Origin of the sequence: Oerskovia enterophila (assembly GCF_044748475.1) — a bacterium.
Classification (GTDB): Bacteria; Actinomycetota; Actinomycetes; order Actinomycetales; family Cellulomonadaceae; genus Oerskovia; species Oerskovia enterophila.
In genome coordinates, this window is record NZ_JBIVFZ010000008.1 from 151,129 (window position 1) to 169,772 (window position 18,644).

The 18,644-nt window shown below is 73.2% G+C and carries 19 protein-coding genes; 5 read left to right on the forward strand and 14 right to left on the reverse strand.

What is annotated here, in order from left to right; translation table 11 throughout:
• The first annotated feature begins 14 nt into the window (after nucleotides 1-14).
• Both ACIPWA_RS20055 and ACIPWA_RS20060 read left to right on the forward strand, forming a co-directional pair.
• The gene (locus ACIPWA_RS20055; RefSeq protein ID WP_400292373.1) at nucleotides 15-944 is read left to right on the forward strand and encodes a carbohydrate kinase family protein; all 930 of its coding nucleotides are present in this window, start codon (nucleotides 15-17) and stop codon (nucleotides 942-944) included.
• A gap of 38 nt (nucleotides 945-982) precedes the next feature.
• Entirely contained in the window at nucleotides 983-1,402 is a 420-nt protein-coding gene (locus ACIPWA_RS20060; RefSeq protein ID WP_400292374.1) for a pyridoxamine 5'-phosphate oxidase family protein, read from the forward strand.
• A gap of 8 nt (nucleotides 1,403-1,410) precedes the next feature.
• On the opposite strand, the gene ACIPWA_RS20065 is transcribed toward ACIPWA_RS20060, so the two are convergent.
• From ACIPWA_RS20065 to ACIPWA_RS20130, 14 genes are all read right to left on the reverse strand, one after another.
• A complete protein-coding gene (locus ACIPWA_RS20065) occupies nucleotides 1,411-3,981 on the reverse strand; it encodes a helix-turn-helix transcriptional regulator (protein ID WP_400292376.1) in 2,571 nt (856 codons plus the stop codon).
• Between the two features lie 124 nt (nucleotides 3,982-4,105).
• Nucleotides 4,106-4,744: a signal peptidase I gene (locus tag ACIPWA_RS20070; protein WP_400292378.1), complete on the reverse strand. Its 639-nt coding sequence runs from the start codon at nucleotides 4,742-4,744 to the stop codon at nucleotides 4,106-4,108.
• Nucleotides 4,741-5,523 carry a hypothetical protein gene (locus tag ACIPWA_RS20075; RefSeq protein WP_400292380.1) on the reverse strand — a complete coding sequence of 261 codons (783 nt, stop codon included), beginning with the start codon at nucleotides 5,521-5,523 and terminating at the stop codon, nucleotides 4,741-4,743. The genes ACIPWA_RS20070 and ACIPWA_RS20075 overlap by 4 nt, the downstream gene beginning before the upstream one ends.
• Nucleotides 5,520-6,845, reverse strand: coding sequence for an RCC1 domain-containing protein (locus ACIPWA_RS20080; protein ID WP_400292382.1), 1,326 nt, complete (start codon nucleotides 6,843-6,845; stop codon nucleotides 5,520-5,522). The genes ACIPWA_RS20075 and ACIPWA_RS20080 overlap by 4 nt, the downstream gene beginning before the upstream one ends.
• Nucleotides 6,842-7,465, reverse strand: a complete 624-nt coding sequence (locus ACIPWA_RS20085) for a hypothetical protein (RefSeq protein ID WP_056761668.1) — start codon at nucleotides 7,463-7,465, stop codon at nucleotides 6,842-6,844. Before ACIPWA_RS20085 ends, ACIPWA_RS20080 begins: the two co-directional genes overlap by 4 nt.
• Nucleotides 7,462-8,079 (reverse strand): hypothetical protein, encoded by a 618-nt coding sequence (locus tag ACIPWA_RS20090; protein WP_400292385.1) that lies wholly within the window; start codon nucleotides 8,077-8,079, stop codon nucleotides 7,462-7,464. The genes ACIPWA_RS20085 and ACIPWA_RS20090 overlap by 4 nt, the downstream gene beginning before the upstream one ends.
• Nucleotides 8,072-8,692: a hypothetical protein gene (locus ACIPWA_RS20095; RefSeq protein WP_400292386.1), complete on the reverse strand. Its 621-nt coding sequence runs from the start codon at nucleotides 8,690-8,692 to the stop codon at nucleotides 8,072-8,074. Before ACIPWA_RS20095 ends, ACIPWA_RS20090 begins: the two co-directional genes overlap by 8 nt.
• A gap of 65 nt (nucleotides 8,693-8,757) precedes the next feature.
• On the reverse strand, nucleotides 8,758-9,399 hold the full coding sequence (locus ACIPWA_RS20100) for a hypothetical protein (RefSeq protein ID WP_068627598.1): 642 nt from the start codon (nucleotides 9,397-9,399) through the stop codon (nucleotides 8,758-8,760).
• A gap of 334 nt (nucleotides 9,400-9,733) precedes the next feature.
• On the reverse strand, nucleotides 9,734-10,474 hold the full coding sequence (locus ACIPWA_RS20105; RefSeq protein ID WP_400292388.1) for an ABC transporter ATP-binding protein: 741 nt from the start codon (nucleotides 10,472-10,474) through the stop codon (nucleotides 9,734-9,736).
• On the reverse strand, nucleotides 10,471-11,376 hold the full coding sequence (locus ACIPWA_RS20110) for an ABC transporter permease (protein WP_400292390.1): 906 nt from the start codon (nucleotides 11,374-11,376) through the stop codon (nucleotides 10,471-10,473). The genes ACIPWA_RS20105 and ACIPWA_RS20110 overlap by 4 nt, the downstream gene beginning before the upstream one ends.
• The gene (locus tag ACIPWA_RS20115; RefSeq protein ID WP_400292391.1) at nucleotides 11,373-12,380 is read right to left on the reverse strand and encodes an ABC transporter substrate-binding protein; all 1,008 of its coding nucleotides are present in this window, start codon (nucleotides 12,378-12,380) and stop codon (nucleotides 11,373-11,375) included. The genes ACIPWA_RS20110 and ACIPWA_RS20115 overlap by 4 nt, the downstream gene beginning before the upstream one ends.
• Nucleotides 12,377-12,913, reverse strand: a complete 537-nt coding sequence (locus ACIPWA_RS20120) for a 4Fe-4S dicluster domain-containing protein (RefSeq protein WP_400292393.1) — start codon at nucleotides 12,911-12,913, stop codon at nucleotides 12,377-12,379. The genes ACIPWA_RS20115 and ACIPWA_RS20120 overlap by 4 nt, the downstream gene beginning before the upstream one ends.
• Nucleotides 12,910-14,838 carry an FAD-binding protein gene (locus ACIPWA_RS20125; protein WP_400292394.1) on the reverse strand — a complete coding sequence of 643 codons (1,929 nt, stop codon included), beginning with the start codon at nucleotides 14,836-14,838 and terminating at the stop codon, nucleotides 12,910-12,912. The genes ACIPWA_RS20120 and ACIPWA_RS20125 overlap by 4 nt, the downstream gene beginning before the upstream one ends.
• A 281-nt stretch (nucleotides 14,839-15,119) precedes the next feature.
• Complete coding sequence (locus ACIPWA_RS20130) at nucleotides 15,120-15,632, reverse strand: RrF2 family transcriptional regulator (protein WP_400292395.1); 513 nt, start codon at nucleotides 15,630-15,632, stop codon at nucleotides 15,120-15,122.
• 118 nt (nucleotides 15,633-15,750) lie between these two features.
• Here ACIPWA_RS20130 and ACIPWA_RS20135 point away from each other — a divergent pair, with 118 nt between their 5' ends.
• The 3 genes from ACIPWA_RS20135 to ACIPWA_RS20145 all read left to right on the forward strand — a co-directional run bounded on the left by ACIPWA_RS20135 (nucleotide 15,751) and on the right by ACIPWA_RS20145 (nucleotide 18,405).
• Nucleotides 15,751-16,056 (forward strand): hypothetical protein, encoded by a 306-nt coding sequence (locus ACIPWA_RS20135; protein ID WP_191805831.1) that lies wholly within the window; start codon nucleotides 15,751-15,753, stop codon nucleotides 16,054-16,056.
• 118 nt (nucleotides 16,057-16,174) lie between these two features.
• On the forward strand, nucleotides 16,175-17,134 hold the full coding sequence (locus ACIPWA_RS20140; RefSeq protein WP_068627783.1) for a zinc-binding dehydrogenase: 960 nt from the start codon (nucleotides 16,175-16,177) through the stop codon (nucleotides 17,132-17,134).
• The gene (locus ACIPWA_RS20145) at nucleotides 17,131-18,405 is read left to right on the forward strand and encodes an alpha/beta hydrolase (RefSeq protein ID WP_400292397.1); all 1,275 of its coding nucleotides are present in this window, start codon (nucleotides 17,131-17,133) and stop codon (nucleotides 18,403-18,405) included. The genes ACIPWA_RS20140 and ACIPWA_RS20145 overlap by 4 nt, the downstream gene beginning before the upstream one ends.
• The last annotated feature ends 239 nt before the right edge of the window (nucleotides 18,406-18,644 follow it).

Genomic DNA, 18,644 nt, shown 5'->3' on the forward strand with positions numbered 1-18,644 from the left:
GCTCTGGAGCTCTCATGCCGCACCGGTCCCCCCACGTCCTCGTCGTCGGCGAAGCCCTCATCGACGAGGTCCGACGCCCCGACGGCACGACCGACGAGCACCCCGGCGGCAGCCCGGCCAACGTCGCCCTGACGCTCGGCCGCCTGGGGCGCGAGACGCTGCTCGCGGCCCACCTCGGTCAGGACGCGCACGGCGAGACGCTGCGCGCCTGGCTCGCCGACTCGGGCGTCACCCTCACCCCGGGGTCCGACGGCGCAGCCGCCACGAGCGTGGCGCGAGCGGTCCTCGACGGGTCGGGGGCCGCGACGTACGACTTCGCGATCACCTGGGACGTGGCCCCCGGGACCGGGGCCGACGACTCGACGATCGCCGTCCACACCGGGTCGATCGCCGCCGTGCTCGAGCCCGGTGCGAGCGCGGTCCACGACCTGGTGCTCGCAGCGCGCGAGCGCTCGACCATCACGTACGACCCCAACGCCCGGCCCAGCCTCATGGGGACGGCCGAGGCCGCGCTCGCCCGGATCGAGCCGCTCGTCGCGGCCGCCGACGTCGTCAAGGTGAGCGACGAGGACGTCGAGTGGCTCCATCCCGGCACCGACCCGGTCGAGGTCGCCCGGACGTGGGCTGCACGAGGGCCCGCGATCGTGGTCGTGACGTTCGGCGGGGAGGGTGCGGTCGCGGTGTGCCCTGCGGGCGAGGTCCGCGTCGCTGCGCCGCGCGTCGAGGTCGTCGACACGGTCGGTGCAGGCGACACCTTCATGGGAGCGCTCATCGACGGGCTCTGGGAGCAGGACCTCCTGGGTGCCGACCGGCGCGAGGCGCTGCGTGCGATCGACCTCGCCTCGCTGAGCGAGGTGCTCGAGCAGTGCGTCGCAGCGGCCGCGATCACCGTGTCGCGCGCTGGTGCGAACCCGCCACGACGTGCGGAGCTCGCGAACCGCTGATCCTGGACAACGCCCCGACAGCACCCCAGGATCTCCCCATGGACCAGCAGCTCGTCGAGTACGTCCGCGCTCAGGGGGCAGGAGTCGTCGCAACGCTCGGCCCGGACGGCAGCCCTCAGGCGGCCTACCTCTCTCTCACCGCGACCGATCGAGGCGAGCTCGTGCTCGACGCCCGCGAGAGCTCACGCAAGATCGCCAACCTTCGCCGTGACCCGCGCATCGCGGTGGCCGTCGGAGGCGCCGACGGGACGACACTGCAGTGCGAAGGGGTCGCCGACCTGCCCGAGGGGCGCGAGCGTGAGCGCTGCGCGGCGGCGTACGCCGCGAGGTTCCCCGAGTTCGCCGGCTCGCTCGCGCAGGACGGGATCGTCCTCGTCCGGGTCACGGTGACGTGGGCACGCTACGGGGACTTCCGGCCCGAGGCCGGACGCACCCCCTCGGGTACGTCGAGCAGGTAGCGCAGCGCCTACCCGGCGACCTCGACCCGCGCTCTGACCGCGATCTCGGCGAGCTCTGCCCGAGACGACGCACCGGTCTTCTTGAGCGCGCGGAAGATGTGGTTCTCGACCGTCCGCCGGCTGATCCCGAGCGCCGACGCGACCTCGGCGCTCGTGTGCGCGCCCACCAGCAGGGCTACCTCCAGCTCACGAGCCGTGAGCGACGGGCTCGTGTCCTCGACCTGCCGCACGACGAGCGGCGTCCGCCCGAGACGGACCTCGAGCTGCCGAGCGGCCGCGGTGACGTGCTCGCTCAGCCCCGGGTCGCTGCGCTGGGCGAAGGACACCAGGGTCCGCAGCAGGAAGTAGTCGTCCCGGCCGTGCTCGTACGTGGCCAGGTGCTGCTCGATGCCGAGCGGGTCCGTCAGCACCCGCCTCACCGTGGCCCGATACCCGAAGAGTGCCTGCGGTTCGGGCGACAGCCCGCAAGCCCGGTCCAGCACGTCGAGACGGACGAGCGTCGGGTCGAGCGCCGTCGCGACCTGGAGCGCGGCCCGGACGACGGACCAGTAGCCCTTGGGCTCGGCCTCTCGTCCGATGGTCGTGAGGATGTCCGCAGCCTGCCCGACGTCGCCCGCCATGAGCGCACGGATCGCGTCGTCGACACGGCGCTGCATCCACGGCAGCGGCCCGTCCGGGACGCCCTCGGTCTCCATCAGGAACGACGAGGCGACGTCTCCCCGGCCCGTCCGGAACATCAGGTCCGCACCGAGCCGGAGCATCGCTCCGTGCACACCACGGGAGATCTCACCGGGCGCTCCGAGCGTGAAGATCTCGCTCAGCAGGTTGACCCCCTCCTCCCACCTCCCCTCGACGAAGGTCCGGAGCGCGGCTGCGTACGCGAACAACGTCACCCGAGGACGGTCGAGCTCGAGCTGCGACTCCCGGAGGTACCGGGTGGTCGTGCGTGTCGCGAGAGCCCCGTCCTCTCCGTCGACCAGCGCGACGGCTCGGAAGAAGTCGAGGTACCGCTCGATGATGGCCGGCGTGGTGGCGGGCCTGTCCTCCATCGCCGCGAGCGCCCCCCGGGGGTCGCCGTGGATCGTCAGGGTGGCGGCGAGGACGACGTGCGAGACCCAGCAGTCCTGACGACGCCGGACCTCCTGGTGAAGCCAGTCCAGGTCGTCTGGCCGGACACCTGTGCTGACCACCCGCAGGAAGACCTTGATCGCTTGCGCCTCCCCGTCGGCATCGCCCGTGGCCTGGACCATCCACGTGAGCGCGCGTGCGACGGCGCGGGCGTCGTGACGGGCGAGCCCGTACCAGAGGGCCTTGACCACCCCGTAGAGCACCAGGTCGCCGCGCGTCGCGCCGTCGCTGCGATGGTCCGTCTGCTCGAACAGCGCCTCGATGCGCTGGGGGTCGTCCTGCCACTCCAGGAGCGCGCCGAGGTAGGACAGGATGTTCGCGAGCGACGGGTCGGTCGCGACCCGTTCCTCGTGCGCCACCCGTTCCAGGGCCATCCGGTCGGTGAAGTAGCGCGCGAGCACCGGGAAGCCGCCGGGTTCGGGCGGTGCGGGGAGCGCCGAGACCGCCGCGCTCTGGATGCGTTGCCGCGCCGCCTGGAAGAGCTTCGACTCAGGCACCTGGAGCAGCTCGCTGAGCCGCCGGGAGTGCACCATGCCCGCCACGTCGAGGGGGCGCTTCCGGAAGTAGTCGACGATCGCGAGCGGGTTGAGCGAGACGAGCGCCTTGAGGGGCTGCTGCCCCACGACGCTCACGAGCCCGCGCTCCTCGAGCCTCTCGACCGAGGCGACACGGTCGATGACCGTGATCTGCTCCATCGTGGCCGAGCCGAGGAGCGCGAGCTCGTAGACGGTCCGGAAGTCCTCGTCGTCGAGCCCCGCGAGCAGCTGTTCGATCACGGTCTGCAGGTGCGGGTTCCACAAGGTGTCCCCGGCCATGCGCCACACGCCGTCGCTCTCCTCGATCCTTCGGCTCAACGTCGCGGTGTGCACGATCGAGCGGACGAGACTCGTGATCCCGGAGGACTTCGCGTAGACGTGCGCCACGACGTCGGACGCGACGCGGCCGCCCAGCAGACGGTGGACCAGCGCGCTCGTCTCCTCGTAGGACAGCGGGCCCAGCGTGATCCGCACCCCCTTCTCGGCAGGGAACCAGCGCTGCGCCGAGGTCAGACCGCGACGGAACGGCAGCGACGTCACCAGCACGGGAGCGTCCAAGCGCTCGCGCGCGACCGTCACCACCGCGAGGGAGTCCTCGTCGATCGTCAGGACGTCGTCGAGGACGACGTACGCGCTCGACCCGCGCGCGAGCTCGCGCGCCACACGGTCGACGAACCCGTAGAGCGTCGGACCGTCCTTGGGTGTCTCGACACCGGCGAGCCGGAGCGAGACGTACGGCTCGGGCACGGTGCCCGTCAGCCCGGTCAGCGACAGGACGCTCGCACCGGTCCGCTCGAGCTCGGCCACGACCCGGCGGGTGAGGGTCGTGCGGCCGATCCCGCGCTGACCCACGACCTCGACGGACATCCCGCTCCGCAGGTGGTCGACAGCGCTCTGCACCTCGTCGTCGAACACGGTGGCTCTCCTCGGGATCAGGTCCGTCACGACGTGACGGCCCCCAACCCGGCGGGCGCACGGGTCGATACCGCCACCCTTCGGACTATGCCCCCGGAACGCGCCTCGGGCGAGGCGAGCGGCACTACCGTGACTCCACGCGCTCGGGGTCGTCGGACGCGCACCGCGCGTCCTCACCCTGGTGAGCTGCGCGGCCGGACGCCGGTACCGAGGGGTGAGCAGCGCCGTCGGGCAGGGGGGTTCCCCGGCGCGCGCGCCGCACCGACTGCCGCGTCTCGCCCCGCGTCCCGACGAGCAGGACGACGACCACGAGGATCGCGGCGCCCGTGGCGACCACACCGTCCCGCGACTGGAAGAAGCTCACGACGTAGCCGCCGCCAGGGATCGTCAGGAGGTGCTTGCCGGCCACCGTGACGCCGTAGGTGTACGGGTCGTCGACGTCGTTGGCGTCGCCGCGGAGCGTGAGCTCGCGCCCCTCGGGCACGCCCTCGACGGGGGCGACCTCGACCACGCGGTGCGTGACGAGCTCGGCGCCCGTGCGCTTGGGGACCGTGACGACGTCGCCCACCACGATCTCGCTCGCCGGGGTCATCCGGCTGAGGATGAGGGAGCCGGTCGGGATGCCGGGCTCCATCGAGCCCGAGACGACCACGAGCGACTTCACGTCGAACGCGAAGGACGCGCCCAGCAGCAGGACGCACACGACGCCGATCACCGCGGTGACGCTCAGGACCGCGTCGCGCAACCACACGAGTGCTCTCATGGCGCGACCTCCTGGCCGGCCGCACCTGTGGCCGGGACCGACTCGGCGCCGAACGCAAGGCGCATCCGGGACGTCCCGCCGTTGTAGCCCTCGCTCTCCGGCGTGTCCGGGTACGCGACGAGCACGCGCAGTGTGCGCACGCTGCCGTCGACGCCCGGAGCCCACGGCGAGCCGTCCGCGAGAGCGGACGTGCCACGGGCGGCCAGGGCGAACGGGGCCGTCGCCGCCGCGAGGCCGTCCGCCGTGACCTCGCTGGCCATCGGGTCCGCACCGTCGCCTGCGAGGACCTCGCCTGTGTCGGCATCGAGCACGGTCCAGCGGTACAGGCCGATCGGGTCCTTGCCCCCGGTCGCGGCCTCGTCGTGCAGGTCCTCGACCCGGAACGAGACCAGAGCGTCGTACGGCCCGTTGTTGACCACGGGGACCACCGTCTCCAGGACGGTGCCCGGGAGGAACGTCCCGGCCCCGTCGACGGCCCACGCGAGCCCGTCACCGTCGGCCTGACGCAGCACGCCGTCGCGGACGAGCGCGATGTCGAACGCCTCGGGGTTGCCGACACCGCGCGACTCGACGTTCACGTTCGCCACGTCCTGGAACGAGGCGCCCGTCGCCCCCACCGAGCCACCCACGAGGAAGGCACCAGCACCGGCGACACCGACGACGGCGAGCGCGCCGAGCGTGCGGGCGGCCCGACGGCGTCGACCGCGCGTGGCACGGAGGTCGGCACGTGTCGCCGCACCGGCGACCGAGGTGCGCGCAGTGCGCCCGACGCCGGTCACGGTGTCACCTCGACCTGGTGCGCGGGCCAGACGTAGAGGCCGTTGGTCGCTCCGGTCGACGTGACCGAGCGAGCGCACGCGGCGTAGGTCAGCCCACCGCACGCGGCGCCGAACCCGTTCTCGCCCCAGGTCCACAGCGTGCCGTCCGCGAGCGTGTACGAGCCGACGTCCTTGGACCCGCCGACCTCGACCGCTGGGCCCTTGCCGCCGTCGTAGACCACCGCGAGGGCGTTGGTCGAGTTGATCGCACCGCTCGGGAGCCGGAACGCTCCGCCCCACAGCCGAGCCCCCCAGGCCTGGACGGTGCCGTCGGCCATGAGGGCGCGGCCCGTCTGGAAGCTCACCGCGACGTCCTCGACACCTGTCAGGAGGAGCTTGGGGGCACCCAGGTCGCGACCGTCGAGCGCGGTCCAGCTCCCTGGCGCGCCGCCGTGCGCGTTGTTCTCGGCGGAGCCCCAGGTGTAGACGTCGCCCTTCTCGGTGAGCAGGGTCCCGAACGCGTAGCCACCGCCCAGGTAGGCGAGCCCCTCCGAGGCGACCAGCGCGGTGAGCGCGGGCACCTCGACGGGCGTGGTCACGTAGCGGTCCCCGTGGAGCCCGTTGCCGGCCCCGCCGCGGTAGTCGCGACCCCAGAAGTAGACGCGCGACGCGTCGTCGACCGCGTAGAAGCCCTCGTAGGCGGCACCGACGTAGACGAGCGCGCCCGTTCCGGCCGGGAAGGTCACGCGCGTCGGGTTCACCTGAGGCAGGCTGTTGCCGTTCCCGCGCTGGCCGAACGCGGGCGTCCCGGTGGTCCACACCGAGCCGTCGGCCTTGAGCCAGGCGTTGGCGTACTCGCTCGACGCCACGGACCGGACGTCGGTGTCGAGCGGCGTCCACGACGCGGGCACGGCGCCCGGGAGCCCGCCGTTCTCGTTGTAGCCGTTCGTGCCCCACGTCCAGAGCCGGCCGCTCGCGTCGATCGCCTTGTAGCCGTACGCGTTGGCGCTCACGTCGACCACGTCGGTCAACGGCCTGAAGAGCGAGGGCGTCCGGACGGCCCCCTCACCTGCACCGAGCGCACCGCCCCCAGGGTTCGCACCTGCCCCGAAGAAGCCCCACAGGTAGAGCCGTCCCTCGACGATCGCGGCCGTCGTGTCGACCGCGTTGGCCTGACGGATCGCGGCGACCACGGGCGGCACGTCCGCGGTGAGCACGGCGGTCTCGGCCCGGGCCTCGTCGGTGTAGGCGGCCGTGGTGAGCTGGACGGTCCCGAGCAGTGCGGTCGCGACCAGGGTCAGCGCGCCGGTGGCGGCGGCGACGCGGCGGGTGGCGGCGTTCATGGGGTCCTCCTCTTCCGGGTGGAGACGTAGGCGGTGGTTCCTGCACCGATCAGGACGACGGCGAGCGTGGCGAGGAGCATGACGCCCGCTCCGGTCGCGGCCAGGCCGCCACCGGGGATGCCGGGTGCCCCGGGCTCTCCCTCGCTCTGGGCGGTCGCGACGAAGCGGAGCGTGACGCCCCCTTCCGCGCCGCGGTACTCGTCGCCCGCCTCGGCGGGCATGGCGGCCCGCCCGTGGACGACGTACTCGCCCCCGGCGGGCAGCTCGGGCAGGTCGACGGTCAGGTCGCCCTGCCCGACGACGTCGCCTCCTTCGAGGAGCACGTCGCCCTCGGGCCCGACCACGAGGACGTCGAGCGGGTGCTCGCCCTCGAAGAGCGCTCCCCCGAGGCCGGCCGCCGTGAGGGTCAGCGGTACGGCGCGGTCGGTCACGTTCCTGGCGGTCATGGTCCACTCGACCGAGCGGCCCGGAGCGGGGGCCTCGACGACCACGCTGTCCGGGTCGACCTCGATCAGGTCGCCAGCTGCGGCCGCGGGCTGCGACGTCACGGCGAGGCACAGTGTGGTGAGGACGAACGCGAGCACGGCGAGGAGGATCGTGCGGTGAGGCCTGCCGGTCATGAGGTGCTCCCGGTGAAGGCCATGCCCACGCTGGTCGACCTACCGTGGTAGACCGATCGGGTGTCGGGGGACAGGACTGCGGAGACGTGCACGGTGCGGTGCTCGTCGGTCCCGAGCGCTCCCAGGTCGACCGCGAGGTCGGCCGCAGGGACGTCGCGAGCCACGACGGCCCCCGCGACGGCGACGGTCACGAGCAGGCGGGAGTACACGTCCGGGTACTGCTGGGCGCCCAGCACGAACGGCTCGTCGAGGGGGTCGTACAGCGTGAGGTGCACCGCGCCGGGCGCCGCGTCGTTCACGACGTCGACGCGCCACTCGACAGGGACCGTCCGGCTCAACGTGCCGTGCGTGGTCTCGACCACGAGCGCGTCGGGGCTGCCCTGGCCGGTGGTCACGTCGCCCGTGGGGCTGAGGGTCTCGAGCGAGATGTCGTAGGAGCCGCCGGTCTCGATCACGGCCGAGGCCTCGTCCGTGAAGCCCGCGACGGTCCCGCCGATCGAGCCCACGAGGACCGCGCCGGCTCCGGCCCCCACGAACGCGATCAGGGCGGGACGCGGACGACGGGTCGGACGACCGGCGGCCCGGTGCGCGCCTGATGCGTTCCGGTCAGTCATTCTGGGCCTCGAATCGGAGCTGGATGGCGGACGTCGCGTCCTGCCACTGGTTGTCGAGGTCGGCGGGCAGCGCGACCGTCACCTCCAGGAGGTGCATCTCGTCGGGGGCCCAAGGCTCGGTCCACTCGTGGGTGGCGGCCGCCAGGGCGGGACCGTCGAGGTCGTCGACCAGCACCTCGCCGTCCTCGACGATCGTGAAGCGGAGCTGGCCGAAGAGCTCGACCGGGCGGCCCGTCGCCGGGTCCGTCGTGCCCGAGCGGTCGTCGGGGTCGGTGACCGTGAGAGCGACACGGGCCGGCAGGCCGGGAGACGTGTTGAGCGCTGCGACGCGGAACGTCAGCTGCCCGCCCGGCCCGATGACCTGCGGGCCACCGGGACGTGCGTCGGAGCCGGGGTCGGCCCCCAGGACCACGTCGTACGCGTCGGGGTTGCCGTGCCCCCAGCTTGCCGGGTGGGGCGTCCAGCCGGGCTCGAGCGAACCCGCGACCATGATGTCGAAGTCGTCGCCCTGGGCGAACCGGACGTCGACCGTGTCGGAGTCGACGACCATGGCGGACGTCGCGAGGGTCACCACGCCGAGCAGCGCGCCCCAGGACCAGATCTTGCGGTGCATCGTGACCCTCCTTCCGAGAGCGGACCGGCCGGTGGCCTGCGCCACCGGCCGGTCGTGCGGGCTCGCTACGGGAGGACGACGGATGCGGCGTCGAAGTGCGCCTGCACGTAGGCCACGCCGCCGTTGAGCGCGGCGTTGCCCTCCGTGCCCTGGTCGGCCAGCGTGATCGAGAGCGTCAGCTGGTCGGACGCGCCCGGTGCCAGGGTCACGGGGGTGAGGGCCGCGGACTCGGCCAGCTCGTCGAACTGGTCGAACGTCAGGCCGCTGACGATCGCGACGCCGTCGCTTCCCGCGACCGAGAAGCGGAGCGCGGCGAGGTAGGCGGGGTCGGACGTCTTGCCCGGGACCTCGTTGATCCAGAGCCGGAGGTCGGCGCCGAGCTTCTCCGAGTCGTTCCTGTAGGGCAGCGCGACGGAGATCGTGTCGCCCGGGGTGATGGTGTCGGCGCCGGGCACGGCGATGTCGACGCCCTCGGCCGTGTCGGCCTCCTGCCAGGTGCCCGGGACGGGGATGCCGTCCACGTCGGTCCCGACGACCTGGATGTTGAACGCACCGGCGCCGATCCCGGAGCCGTCCGTGCCACCGCCGAGGTTCAGGTTCGCGAAGTCGGTGAAGGCCGCCGTGGTGGCGAGCGCGCCGATACCGACGAGGGCGCCGATCGAGTAGAGGGTCTTCTTCCGGGTGCTGCTCTTGGCCGTGGTGCTCACGAGGGGTGCTCCTCCAGGAACGGGGTGGTCGCCAGTCGACCCGTGGGTCGTCCCGGGAGGTGTCCCGGGGGCTGATGACGACGACGCTAGGAGTGCACTGAATACTCACCACGCGGTAAGGATGAGGTGCTGAGCAATTTCTCACCCGACCCCCAGCCCGGTGGACGCACCGCCTGAGTAGCGCCCTGGGTACTGCGGACGCACGCCCCTGAGCACCCCCTCGAGCGCCCTGCGGCGGACCTCGAGGACGGCCGGGCGACACGGGCCTGGGCCGGGGGACCGGGGGCCCGGCACCTGGGCGCCAGGCCCGGGCGCCAGGCCCGGGGCACCGGGCTCACGCCGCCCCGATCGCCTCCTCGACGCCCAGCTCGAGCAGCAGCCGGCGCCGGAAGTCCCCGAACCCCGGCACCCCACGCCGTCGCGGCCGGTCGAACGGCACCTCGAGCTCGACCCCGACCTTCCCGTCCTGGAGCACGGCCACGCGGTCGGCGAGCAGGATCGCCTCGTCGACGTCGTGCGTCACGAGCAGCACGGCGGGCTGGTGCTCGTGGCACAGCTCGGCCACGAGCGCCTGCATCCTGATGCGGGTCAGGGCGTCGAGCGCCGCGAACGGCTCGTCGAGCAGGAGCAGGCGCGGGTTGCGCACGAGGGCCCGGGCGAGCGCGACGCGCTGCGCCTCTCCTCCGGAGAGCGTCGTGGGCCAGGCGGCCTCACGGCCCCCGAGGCCCACCTCGGCGAGCGCGGCCGAGGCCGCGGCGCGCCGGTCGCGCGTGGAGCGCTGCCCGAGGATCACGTTGGACCCGACCCGCTTCGACGCGACGAGCCGCGGCTCCTGGAAGACCACGGTCCGCTCGGCGGGGGCCTCGACGGTCCCGGTGTCGTGCTCCTCGAGCCCGGCGAGGATGCGCAGCAGCGTCGTCTTGCCGGAGCCGCTGGCCCCGAGCAGCGCGACGAACTCGCCCGGACGCAGCGTCAGGGAGAAGTCCTCGAGGATGGTCCGGTCGCCGTACGACTTGGTGACGTCCTGCACCCGGACGGCCGGCGCGGCAGGGTCGTGCACGGTCCGGACGCTCATGGCTTTCTCCCGAGTCGCTTGTAGGGCAGCAGGACGCGTTCGAGGAGCCGCACGACCAGGTCGACCGACAGCCCCCACACCGCGTAGATCAGCACGCACACGACGAGCACGTCCATCTGGAAGTACTGCTGCGCGGAGACCATGAGGAACCCGATGCCGCGCGGCGCGTTGGACATCTCCGCGACGATCAGCGCGAGCAGCGACACCGACAGGGACACCCGCAGCCCGACGAGGACCGACGGGATGGCCTCGGGCAGGATCAGGTGCCGCACGAGCCCCAGCCCGCGCAGCCCGAACACCTTGCCCGCCTCCAGGATCTTGCGGTCGACGTTGCGCACGCCGCTGTGGGTGTTGAGGTAGAGCGGGAACAGCGCAGCGGCCGCGATGATGATGATCTTGGGCCGTTCGTCGATCCCGAACCAGAGGATGAGCAGCGGCGCGATCGCGAGGAACGGGATCGTCCGCAGCATCTGGAGCGTGGGGTCGAGGAGCTGGTCGCCCAGGCGGAACAACCCGGCGACGACGCCGAGCGTGAGCCCCAGCAGCCCGCCGATCGCGAAGCCCACGGCCACGCGCCCGAGCGAGACCGACAGGTTCTCCCACAGCACGCCGGTGCTCACGAGCTCGACGAACGCGTCGGCGACCTGCCAGGGCGCGGGGAACTGTTTCTCGTCGATCCACCCCTGGGCCGAGCCGAGGAACCAGAGCGCGAGGATCGCGGTGGGCACCGAGGCGCGCAGCAGGACGTCGCGCGGCGAGCGCCGCTTCCTGCCCGACGACGTCGCACCGGTCCGCGCCCCGGCCGCCCCCGGCGCCGTGGTCGGCACCGTACCGACGGCTGTCGCTGCACCGACCGGGGACGCCTCCGCGCGGGCGCGCGACGTCGTCGTGCCGGTGGTCACTCGACACCCCACGTGCTGACGTCGAACGCCTTCGGGGCGGCGCCGGAGCCGACGAGGAAGTCGAGCGTCGACTGCACGGTCTTGAGCCCGTCCGGGTCGATCGCCTGCGTGCCGTACTGCCAGAGCTCGGCCTCCTTGACGACCTCGACGGGCGAGCCCGTGGCCTCGAAGACCCACTGGGCGTAGGCGTCGTGGTCGGCCTCGATCTTGGCCACGCCGGCCTCGGTGACCTCCCAGACCGCCGCGGCGAGCTCGGGGTTCGCCTCGTAGGTCTCGCGCGAGGTGAGCGAGACGCTCGTCGCGAGCAGGTCGGGGTCGTCGACGCTCGCCTTGGACAGGACCGGGAAGTCGTTCTGCAGGCGCCAGATCCCGGCCGTGGTCGCGGGCACCGGCACGGCGTCGATGTCGCCGCGCTGGAGAGCGGGCAGGGCGTCGGCGAACAGGAGGTTGACGAGCTCGACGTCGCCCAGGACCCCGGCGCGCTCGAGGACCGCGCGGCCGTACTTGTCGAAGTTGGAGCCGAACTGGAGCCCGACCTTCTTGCCCGCGAGCTGGTCGATCGTCGTGACGCCGCCGGTCCGGGTGAGGAACCAGATGTCGGAGGACGGCTTGGCGATGACGAGCGCCGGGACGTCGAGGCCGCTCGCCTTGGCCTGCGTCGCCGGGGTGTCGCCGATGAAGCCGACCTGGATGTCGCCCGTCTGGAGGGCCTGGACCACGGGCGGCCCGTTGTTGAAACCGACGAACCCCTCGTACTCGTACCCGTGCTCGGCGAGGATCGCGTCGGCGATCCCGGTCTCGACCGCGTACCCGAACGGCCCGGTCGCGACGGGCGTCTTGCCTGCCACGCCGTTCCAGGGGCCGCCCGTCGTGAGGGGTGCGAGCTCGGCGCCCGCGCTCGCCCCGTCGCCCGACGGCGTCGCGGCCTCGGACGTGGAGCAGGCCGCGAGCGCGGCGACGAGGGCGACGGACGCCAGGGCGGCGAAGGTGCGGTTCCGGCTCATGAGGGGGCTCCTTGGAGGTGGGTCGTGGTGCTGTCGGTGTGGACGGAGGTGTGGGGGCGTGCACCGTCGGCGGGGGTGCCGGCCGGTGTCGTGCCGTCGGCGTGGTCGCGCGATCCCGAGGTCGGGGCGAGCGCGGCCGCGCGGTGGTAGTCGACGTCGGAGGACAGGACGGTCTGCGCGGTGGCGCCGGCCACGGTGTCGGTCGGCGCGTCGGTGCTCTCTCCGGCACCGGAGCTGCTCCCACGCGGCGCCCGCCGCCACCCGACCCGGTCCCGGTAGAGACCCAGGAGGTCGCGGTCGAGCAGGTCGGCCTCGTCGAGGAACGGCGACCCGGCCGGCTCGGGTGTGCGCGACGGGGACACGAAGATCGCGTCCTCGGGGCAGTACGCCTCGCACTGGAAGCAGGTCTGGCAGTCCGAGTGCCGCGCGATCGTCGGCACCCCGCCGTCGACGGACTCGAAGACGTTGGTCGGGCAGATCCGCACGCAGATGTCGCACGACGTGCAGCGCGCGGCGTTGAGGATCTCGATCATGACGCCTCCTCGGTCCTGGTCGGTGGGGTGGTCCGGCCGGGCGCACCGGCGCCGACCGCGCTCCCGGGCGCCCCGGCGCTCGTGCTGCCCGGGTAGGGCGCCCCGGCGGCGCCCGTCACGGGCGGCTCCGGGTCCGGCAGCACCCACAGGTCGCGCAGCCCTCCCGTGAGCAGGCGTCGGGCCTGCTGCGGGTCGGTGTCGGGGAAGTCGGTGCGCGTGTGCATGCCGCGGGTCTCCGTGCGGTGCAATGCGGTGCGGTTGGCCCAGCGCGCCATCGCGAGCATCCCCGCGGTCTCGCGCGTGCGGATCGCCGTGGCGCCCCGCACGTCCGGAGGGACGAGCTCGGTGCCCGCGCGGTCCCACAGGTCGTCGAGCGTGTCGAGCGACCGCACGAGCCCCTGGTGGTGACGGAAGACCGACTTGTCGATCGGGAGCATCTCGTCGCGGACCGCGGCCGTGATCTCGCGCCATGCCCCCTCCCCGGCCGGGGCGGACCGTGGGAGGTGCGCTCCGCCGTCGGGCCGCAGCCCCACCGTGCCCGTGGGCTCGAGGCGCTGCCCGCGGGACGACGGGCCGCGGTCCGCCGCCAGGGCGGCCGCCGCCCGACCGGACCACGTGCCCGACGCCACGGCCCACGCCAGGTTGGGTCCGCCCGCGCCGGTCGCCGCACCGACCACACGGTCTCGCGCCGCGACGTCGCCCGCCGCGAACAGGCCCGGGACGCCCGTCCACGCGTCGCGGTCGAGCACGTGGACCCCGCCCGTGCCACGCACCGTGCCTTCCTGGACCCAGTCCATGGGGAAGCGCTCGGTGAACGGGTCGACCCCCAGCTTGTCCGTGACCATGAAGAAGTTGGGCATGGCCGCGCGCAGGGTCGGGCGGACCTCGGGCGGGAACTGGGTGAACTGGGCCGTGATCGTGCCGCGCAGCGAGGCGCCGAGCAGCTCGGCGCGGCTCTTGTGCAGGTTCTCGTAGGCGATGGGCACCCCCTCGTGGTCCCAGTAGGAGGCCGTGACGAAGAAGCCGTTCTTGTCCATCGAGGTCCCGAACGGGACCATGCCGTAGAAGTTGGAGAACTCCATGCTCGACAGGTGAGCGCCCACCTCGGCGGCCATCAGGTGGCCCTCGCCCGTGTCGACGTCGCCGCCCAAGGAGTGGGACTTCCAGGTGGTGCCGCCCGTCGCGAGCACGACGGCGCCGCTCGCCACCCGCCAGGCGCGTCCGGTCTGGCGCTGGTAGCCCTGGGCGCCCGAGACGACGCCCGCGCCGTCGACCAGGAGCTCGAGCGCGGGGCTGTGGTCGAGGACCGTGACGCCGTTCTTCTTGACCTTGCCGCGCAGGAAGCGCAGGTAGTCGGGCGACGATCCCGAGAAGGACCGCTCGCCGGGGCGGCGCGCGAAGGGGTTCGGGGCGGGTGCGGGACCGCCGGCTCCGCCGCGGGTGCCGGTGCTTGCCGGGCGCGAGCGGCGCGTGCGCTCGTACCCCCAGCCGTCGATGAGTGCGGTGCGGTACCAGGCCTCGTCGAGGACGTCGTTGGTCCAGTCGCGGTCGGTGAGGTAGCCGCCCTGCTCCTCGCGCGGCGTGATCTCCTCGTCGCGGCGGTCGGCGTCGGGCGGGACGAGCCAGTGCCCGACGCCGGCCGTCGCCGCGACGCCGCTCGTGCCGCAGTAGCCCTTGTCGACCAGGACGACGCTCGCCCCCTGCTCGGTCGCGGCGATCGCGGACCAGGTCGCTGCCGGGCCGCCGCCGATCACGAGGACGTCGGCGTGCAGGAGCAGGTGCTCGGCCGAGTCCTCGACGAGCGTGGGACGGGGGGCGCGCCGGGTCGCTCGGGGCCGGGGAGACGGTGAGCCGGTGGGTGCTGTGGGCGCTGTGGACGCGGTGGGCGCGGTGGCGTGCACGGTGGCGGGTGCGGAAGAGGGCACAACCATGAGGGTCGCTTTCGGGGGCCGCGACGTGGTCGCGGGTGCACGGGGCGCCGGTGGGGTCGGCGCGGGGGCTGTGTCGTCGGGTCAGACGGGACGACAGCAACAGCCCGGCGCGGCGGCGCGGAGCGCGCGGTGCGTCAGCTCGGTGTGCATGAGAGCGACGGTAGCTGAACTAGACCGAAACGGTCCAGATTGGGCTGGTGGCTGAGACAAGGTTGCGCAGTGTTAACGCGCGAACCGCCGGCGGCCTGGCCCGTCACCCCCGGCAGGCGCGTGCATCACCCACGATGCTCGGCGTCTCCCCCACCACGCAGCTCGACCTCGTCACCGAACGGGCGCGTGACCCAGGCCTCCGAGTCCCCCACGAGGCGCGCGACGTCGTCGGGCAGCTCGCCCGACGCGATGTCCGCGATGGTGACGTGCTCCAGGACCGAACGCATCGCGACGCGCAGCGCGACCCACGTCTGCTGGAGCGTCGCCGCGGACGGCGCGTACGACGTGTCCTCGGGCTGGACCCCCGCGATGTTCGCGAGCGGACCGTCGATCGCGCGGATCACGTCCGCGACCGCGATCCGCGCCGGGTCCGCCGCGAGATGGAAGCCGCCGTCCGCACCGCGGCGACTCTCGACCAGCCCCGACCTGCGCAGCTGGTTGAGGATGCCCAGGAGGAACGACCCCGGGATGCCCTGCGCCTTCCCGACCCGCTCGGCGGTCACGAAACCCTCGTCGTAGGCGACGGCGAGCTCCACGCACGCACGGACGGCGTAGTCGATCTTGGCGGTGATGCGCATGGGCACAGTATGCCGAGGCCGTGTTTCCGATCCCGCAGGATTATCGGGTGAAGTGACGTGCGCGACGCCACCGGCCGCGGGTTCGGCCCCCGGGCCCCGCCTGTGCGAAGGTGCAGCGGTGACTTCGTACCGGGTGAGCCTCGTCGTCGGGATGCTGCGTCCAGGCGCGTCCCCGGAAGCCGTGCTGCCGGCGGCCGCCGCCGCTGCGCGCGAGCGGACCGAGGTCGAGTCCTACGACCTGGGGATCGTGAGCGGCGAGGCCCGCGTCACGGTGCGCTACCTCGCCGAGGACGACGACGAGGCCGCCGAGACCGCCCGCGCCGTGCGGGCAGCGGCGGGGGCTCTCGTCGAGGTGAGCGGCGCGGTCTTCACCCGGCGCTACGGGCCCCGGTGGCATCCTGTGCCGGGCGGCATCCACCGCTGACCTGCACCGCCGCCTCGCGCCACGCCGCGCGGGGCCCCGCCTTCTCACGGGGCGGACGGGGAGCGGACCCGCCCCGGGCTCGGACGCGCTCCACGCGGGGAGACCGTAGGTTGGACACATGCTTGCCGCCTACGTGACGCACTTCGACCAGCAGGACCCGCTCGCAGGACTGACCGTGGGAGACCTGCCCGCCCCCGAGGCGCGGGAGAACTGGTCCGTGGTGGACGTCCGGGCCGCGAGCCTCAACCACCACGACCTGTGGTCCCTGCGGGGCGTCGGGCTCCGGGCCGAGCAGCTGCCCATGATCCTCGGCACCGACGCCGCAGGCATCGCACCCGACGGGACCGAGGTCGTCGTCCACGGCGTGATCGGCGCCGACGGTCACGGTGTGGGGCCGTCCGAGTCCCGGACGCTCCTGTCGGAGAAGTACGCGGGGACGCTCGCCGAGCAGGTCGCGGTCCCCACCAAGAACCTGGTCCCCAAGCCGCCCGAGCTCACGTTCGTCGAGGCGGCGTGCCTCCCGACGGCGTGGCTCACCGCGTACCGCATGCTCTTCACGGTCGCGGGGCTCGCGCCGGGCGACCGGGTGCTCGTGCAAGGAGCGGGCGGCGGCGTCGCGAGCGCGGCGACGCGTCTCGCGAGCGCGGCCGGGGTCGAGGTGTTCGTGACCTCGCGCTCGTCGGCCAAGCGGGCGCGAGCCCTGCAGAACGGTGCTTCTGCGGTCTTCGAACCCGGGGCACGGCTCCCCGCGCGGGTCGACGCCGTGATCGAGACCGTCGGCCAGGCCACGTGGTCGCACTCGATGCGTTCGGTCCGACCGGGCGGGACGGTCGTCGTCGCGGGGGCCACCTCCGGCGACGCGAGCCCTGCCGAGCTCTCGCGCATCTTCTTCCAGGAGATCACCGTCCGAGGCGTCACGATGGGCTCGCGCGAGGACCTCGCCGCCCTGCTGCGGTTCCTCGCGCGGACCGACGTGCGTCCGACGATCGACGAGGTCCTTCCCCTGGCGCAGGCCGCTGCCGGCCTCGCGCGGCTCGACGCCGGGGAGCAGTACGGGAAGATCGTGCTGACGACATGAGCGACGAGGCCGGAGGCGCGGGCTCGGGCGGCGGTCCGAGCGGCGACGCGAGCGCGACGTCGGGGGGCGGGACGCCCGCCGAGGGGCGCGCGGGGTCCGCACGGCCGGTGTCCGGGTCGGCCGGCGACCAGGCCTGGACAGGGTCTCCACGCATCGCCGCGGTCCGACGCCGCACCCGGGCGGTGAGCTCTCGGACCGTCTCCCTGGGTGCGCTCCGCCAGGCGGCGGAGGTCGTCGCCTCACCTCCTGCCCCCCTGGCCGGCCGCGGCGGCGCGGCAGCACGGAAGCCGCGCTTCCGGCCGCAGCGCGGACGCTGGCAGGAGGACGTCCTCGGGCCGGACTACAGGCAGCTCACCCTCCAGCTCACGCCCGACGACGAGGGCGAGGTCGTCGCGACCCTGGTCCGTTACGACCCACCGACCGAGGAGGCCGTGCGCCCTGCGCGCGCCGTGCTGTACGTGCACGGATGGAGCGACTACTTCTTCCAGACCGAGCTCGCCGAGTACTGGCACGGCCAGGGAGCCGCCTTCTATGCCGTCGACCTGCGCAAGTACGGGCGCAGCCTGCGCCCCCACCAGACCCCTGGGTACATGGAGCACCTCGCCGAGTACGACGAGGACCTCGAGACGGCGCTCGCGACGATCCATGCCGAGCTCGGGGCCCATGCGGCGGTCATGCTGCTGGGGCACTCGACCGGCGGACTGACGGGCGTCCTCTGGGCGAACCGGAACCCCGGACGGCTCCGTGGGCTCGTCCTCAACAGCCCGTGGCTCGAGCTGCAGGGCTCGTCGACCGTACGGACCGTGTCGGCGCCGGCGATCCGGCAGCTCGCACGCTTCCAGCCCAAGGCGCCGCTGCCGAACATCGACGCGGGCTACTACGCCAGGACGCTCCGGGATCTCGAGAGCGGCGGGTGGGAGTTCAACCCCGAGTGGCGCCCCGTCCCGTCCTTCCCGGTGCGGGCGGGATGGCTCCGAGGGATCATCGAGGGGCACGCGACGGTGGCGGCGGGACTCGCCGTGAGCTGTCCGATCATCGTCCTCATGTCCGACCGGACCATCATCAGCCCTCGCTGGAGCGAGGACATGCGCCAAGCGGACATCGTGCTCGACGTCGAGCTCCTCGCCCGACGCGCTCCACACCTCGGTCCCGTGGTGACGATCGCGCGGATCGCCGGCGGGATCCATGACCTCACGCTGTCAGGTCCCGCGCCACGGGCACATTTCTACCGCGAGATCACGAGGTGGCTCGCGGGGTACGGGTGGAGCTGAGCGCCTTCGGTGATGCCGGCCGCACCCGGGCGCTCGACGAGCCTCGAAACGCTGGTCACACCCGGGCGGCGAAGGCGAGCCTGTTGGTCGTGAGAACGCCTGAGCATGGAGATGCCCCGGGCACAGGTGTGCTCGGGGCTGGATTTTGGGGGTATGCCAAAGGCCCACCCCGTGTGGGGTGGGCCTTTGGTGAATGGTTGTCCGGCGGCGACCTACTCTCCCACCCCGTCTCCAGGGCA

Coding starts and splice junctions, on each gene's coding strand:
- ACIPWA_RS20085 (WP_056761668.1), bottom strand. CDS start 7,465: ATGACCGGCAGGCCTCACCGCACGATCCTCCTCGCCGTGCTCGCGTTC.
- ACIPWA_RS20095 (WP_400292386.1), bottom strand. CDS start 8,692: ATGCACCGCAAGATCTGGTCCTGGGGCGCGCTGCTCGGCGTGGTGACC.
- ACIPWA_RS20130 (WP_400292395.1), bottom strand. CDS start 15,632: ATGCGCATCACCGCCAAGATCGACTACGCCGTCCGTGCGTGCGTGGAG.
- ACIPWA_RS20070 (WP_400292378.1), bottom strand. CDS start 4,744: ATGAGAGCACTCGTGTGGTTGCGCGACGCGGTCCTGAGCGTCACCGCG.
- ACIPWA_RS20105 (WP_400292388.1), bottom strand. CDS start 10,474: ATGAGCGTCCGGACCGTGCACGACCCTGCCGCGCCGGCCGTCCGGGTG.
- ACIPWA_RS20120 (WP_400292393.1), bottom strand. CDS start 12,913: ATGATCGAGATCCTCAACGCCGCGCGCTGCACGTCGTGCGACATCTGC.
- ACIPWA_RS20145 (WP_400292397.1), top strand. CDS start 17,131: ATGAGCGACGAGGCCGGAGGCGCGGGCTCGGGCGGCGGTCCGAGCGGC.
- ACIPWA_RS20115 (WP_400292391.1), bottom strand. CDS start 12,380: ATGAGCCGGAACCGCACCTTCGCCGCCCTGGCGTCCGTCGCCCTCGTC.
- ACIPWA_RS20140 (WP_068627783.1), top strand. CDS start 16,175: ATGCTTGCCGCCTACGTGACGCACTTCGACCAGCAGGACCCGCTCGCA.
- ACIPWA_RS20060 (WP_400292374.1), top strand. CDS start 983: ATGGACCAGCAGCTCGTCGAGTACGTCCGCGCTCAGGGGGCAGGAGTC.
- ACIPWA_RS20090 (WP_400292385.1), bottom strand. CDS start 8,079: ATGACTGACCGGAACGCATCAGGCGCGCACCGGGCCGCCGGTCGTCCG.
- ACIPWA_RS20055 (WP_400292373.1), top strand. CDS start 15: ATGCCGCACCGGTCCCCCCACGTCCTCGTCGTCGGCGAAGCCCTCATC.
- ACIPWA_RS20080 (WP_400292382.1), bottom strand. CDS start 6,845: ATGAACGCCGCCACCCGCCGCGTCGCCGCCGCCACCGGCGCGCTGACC.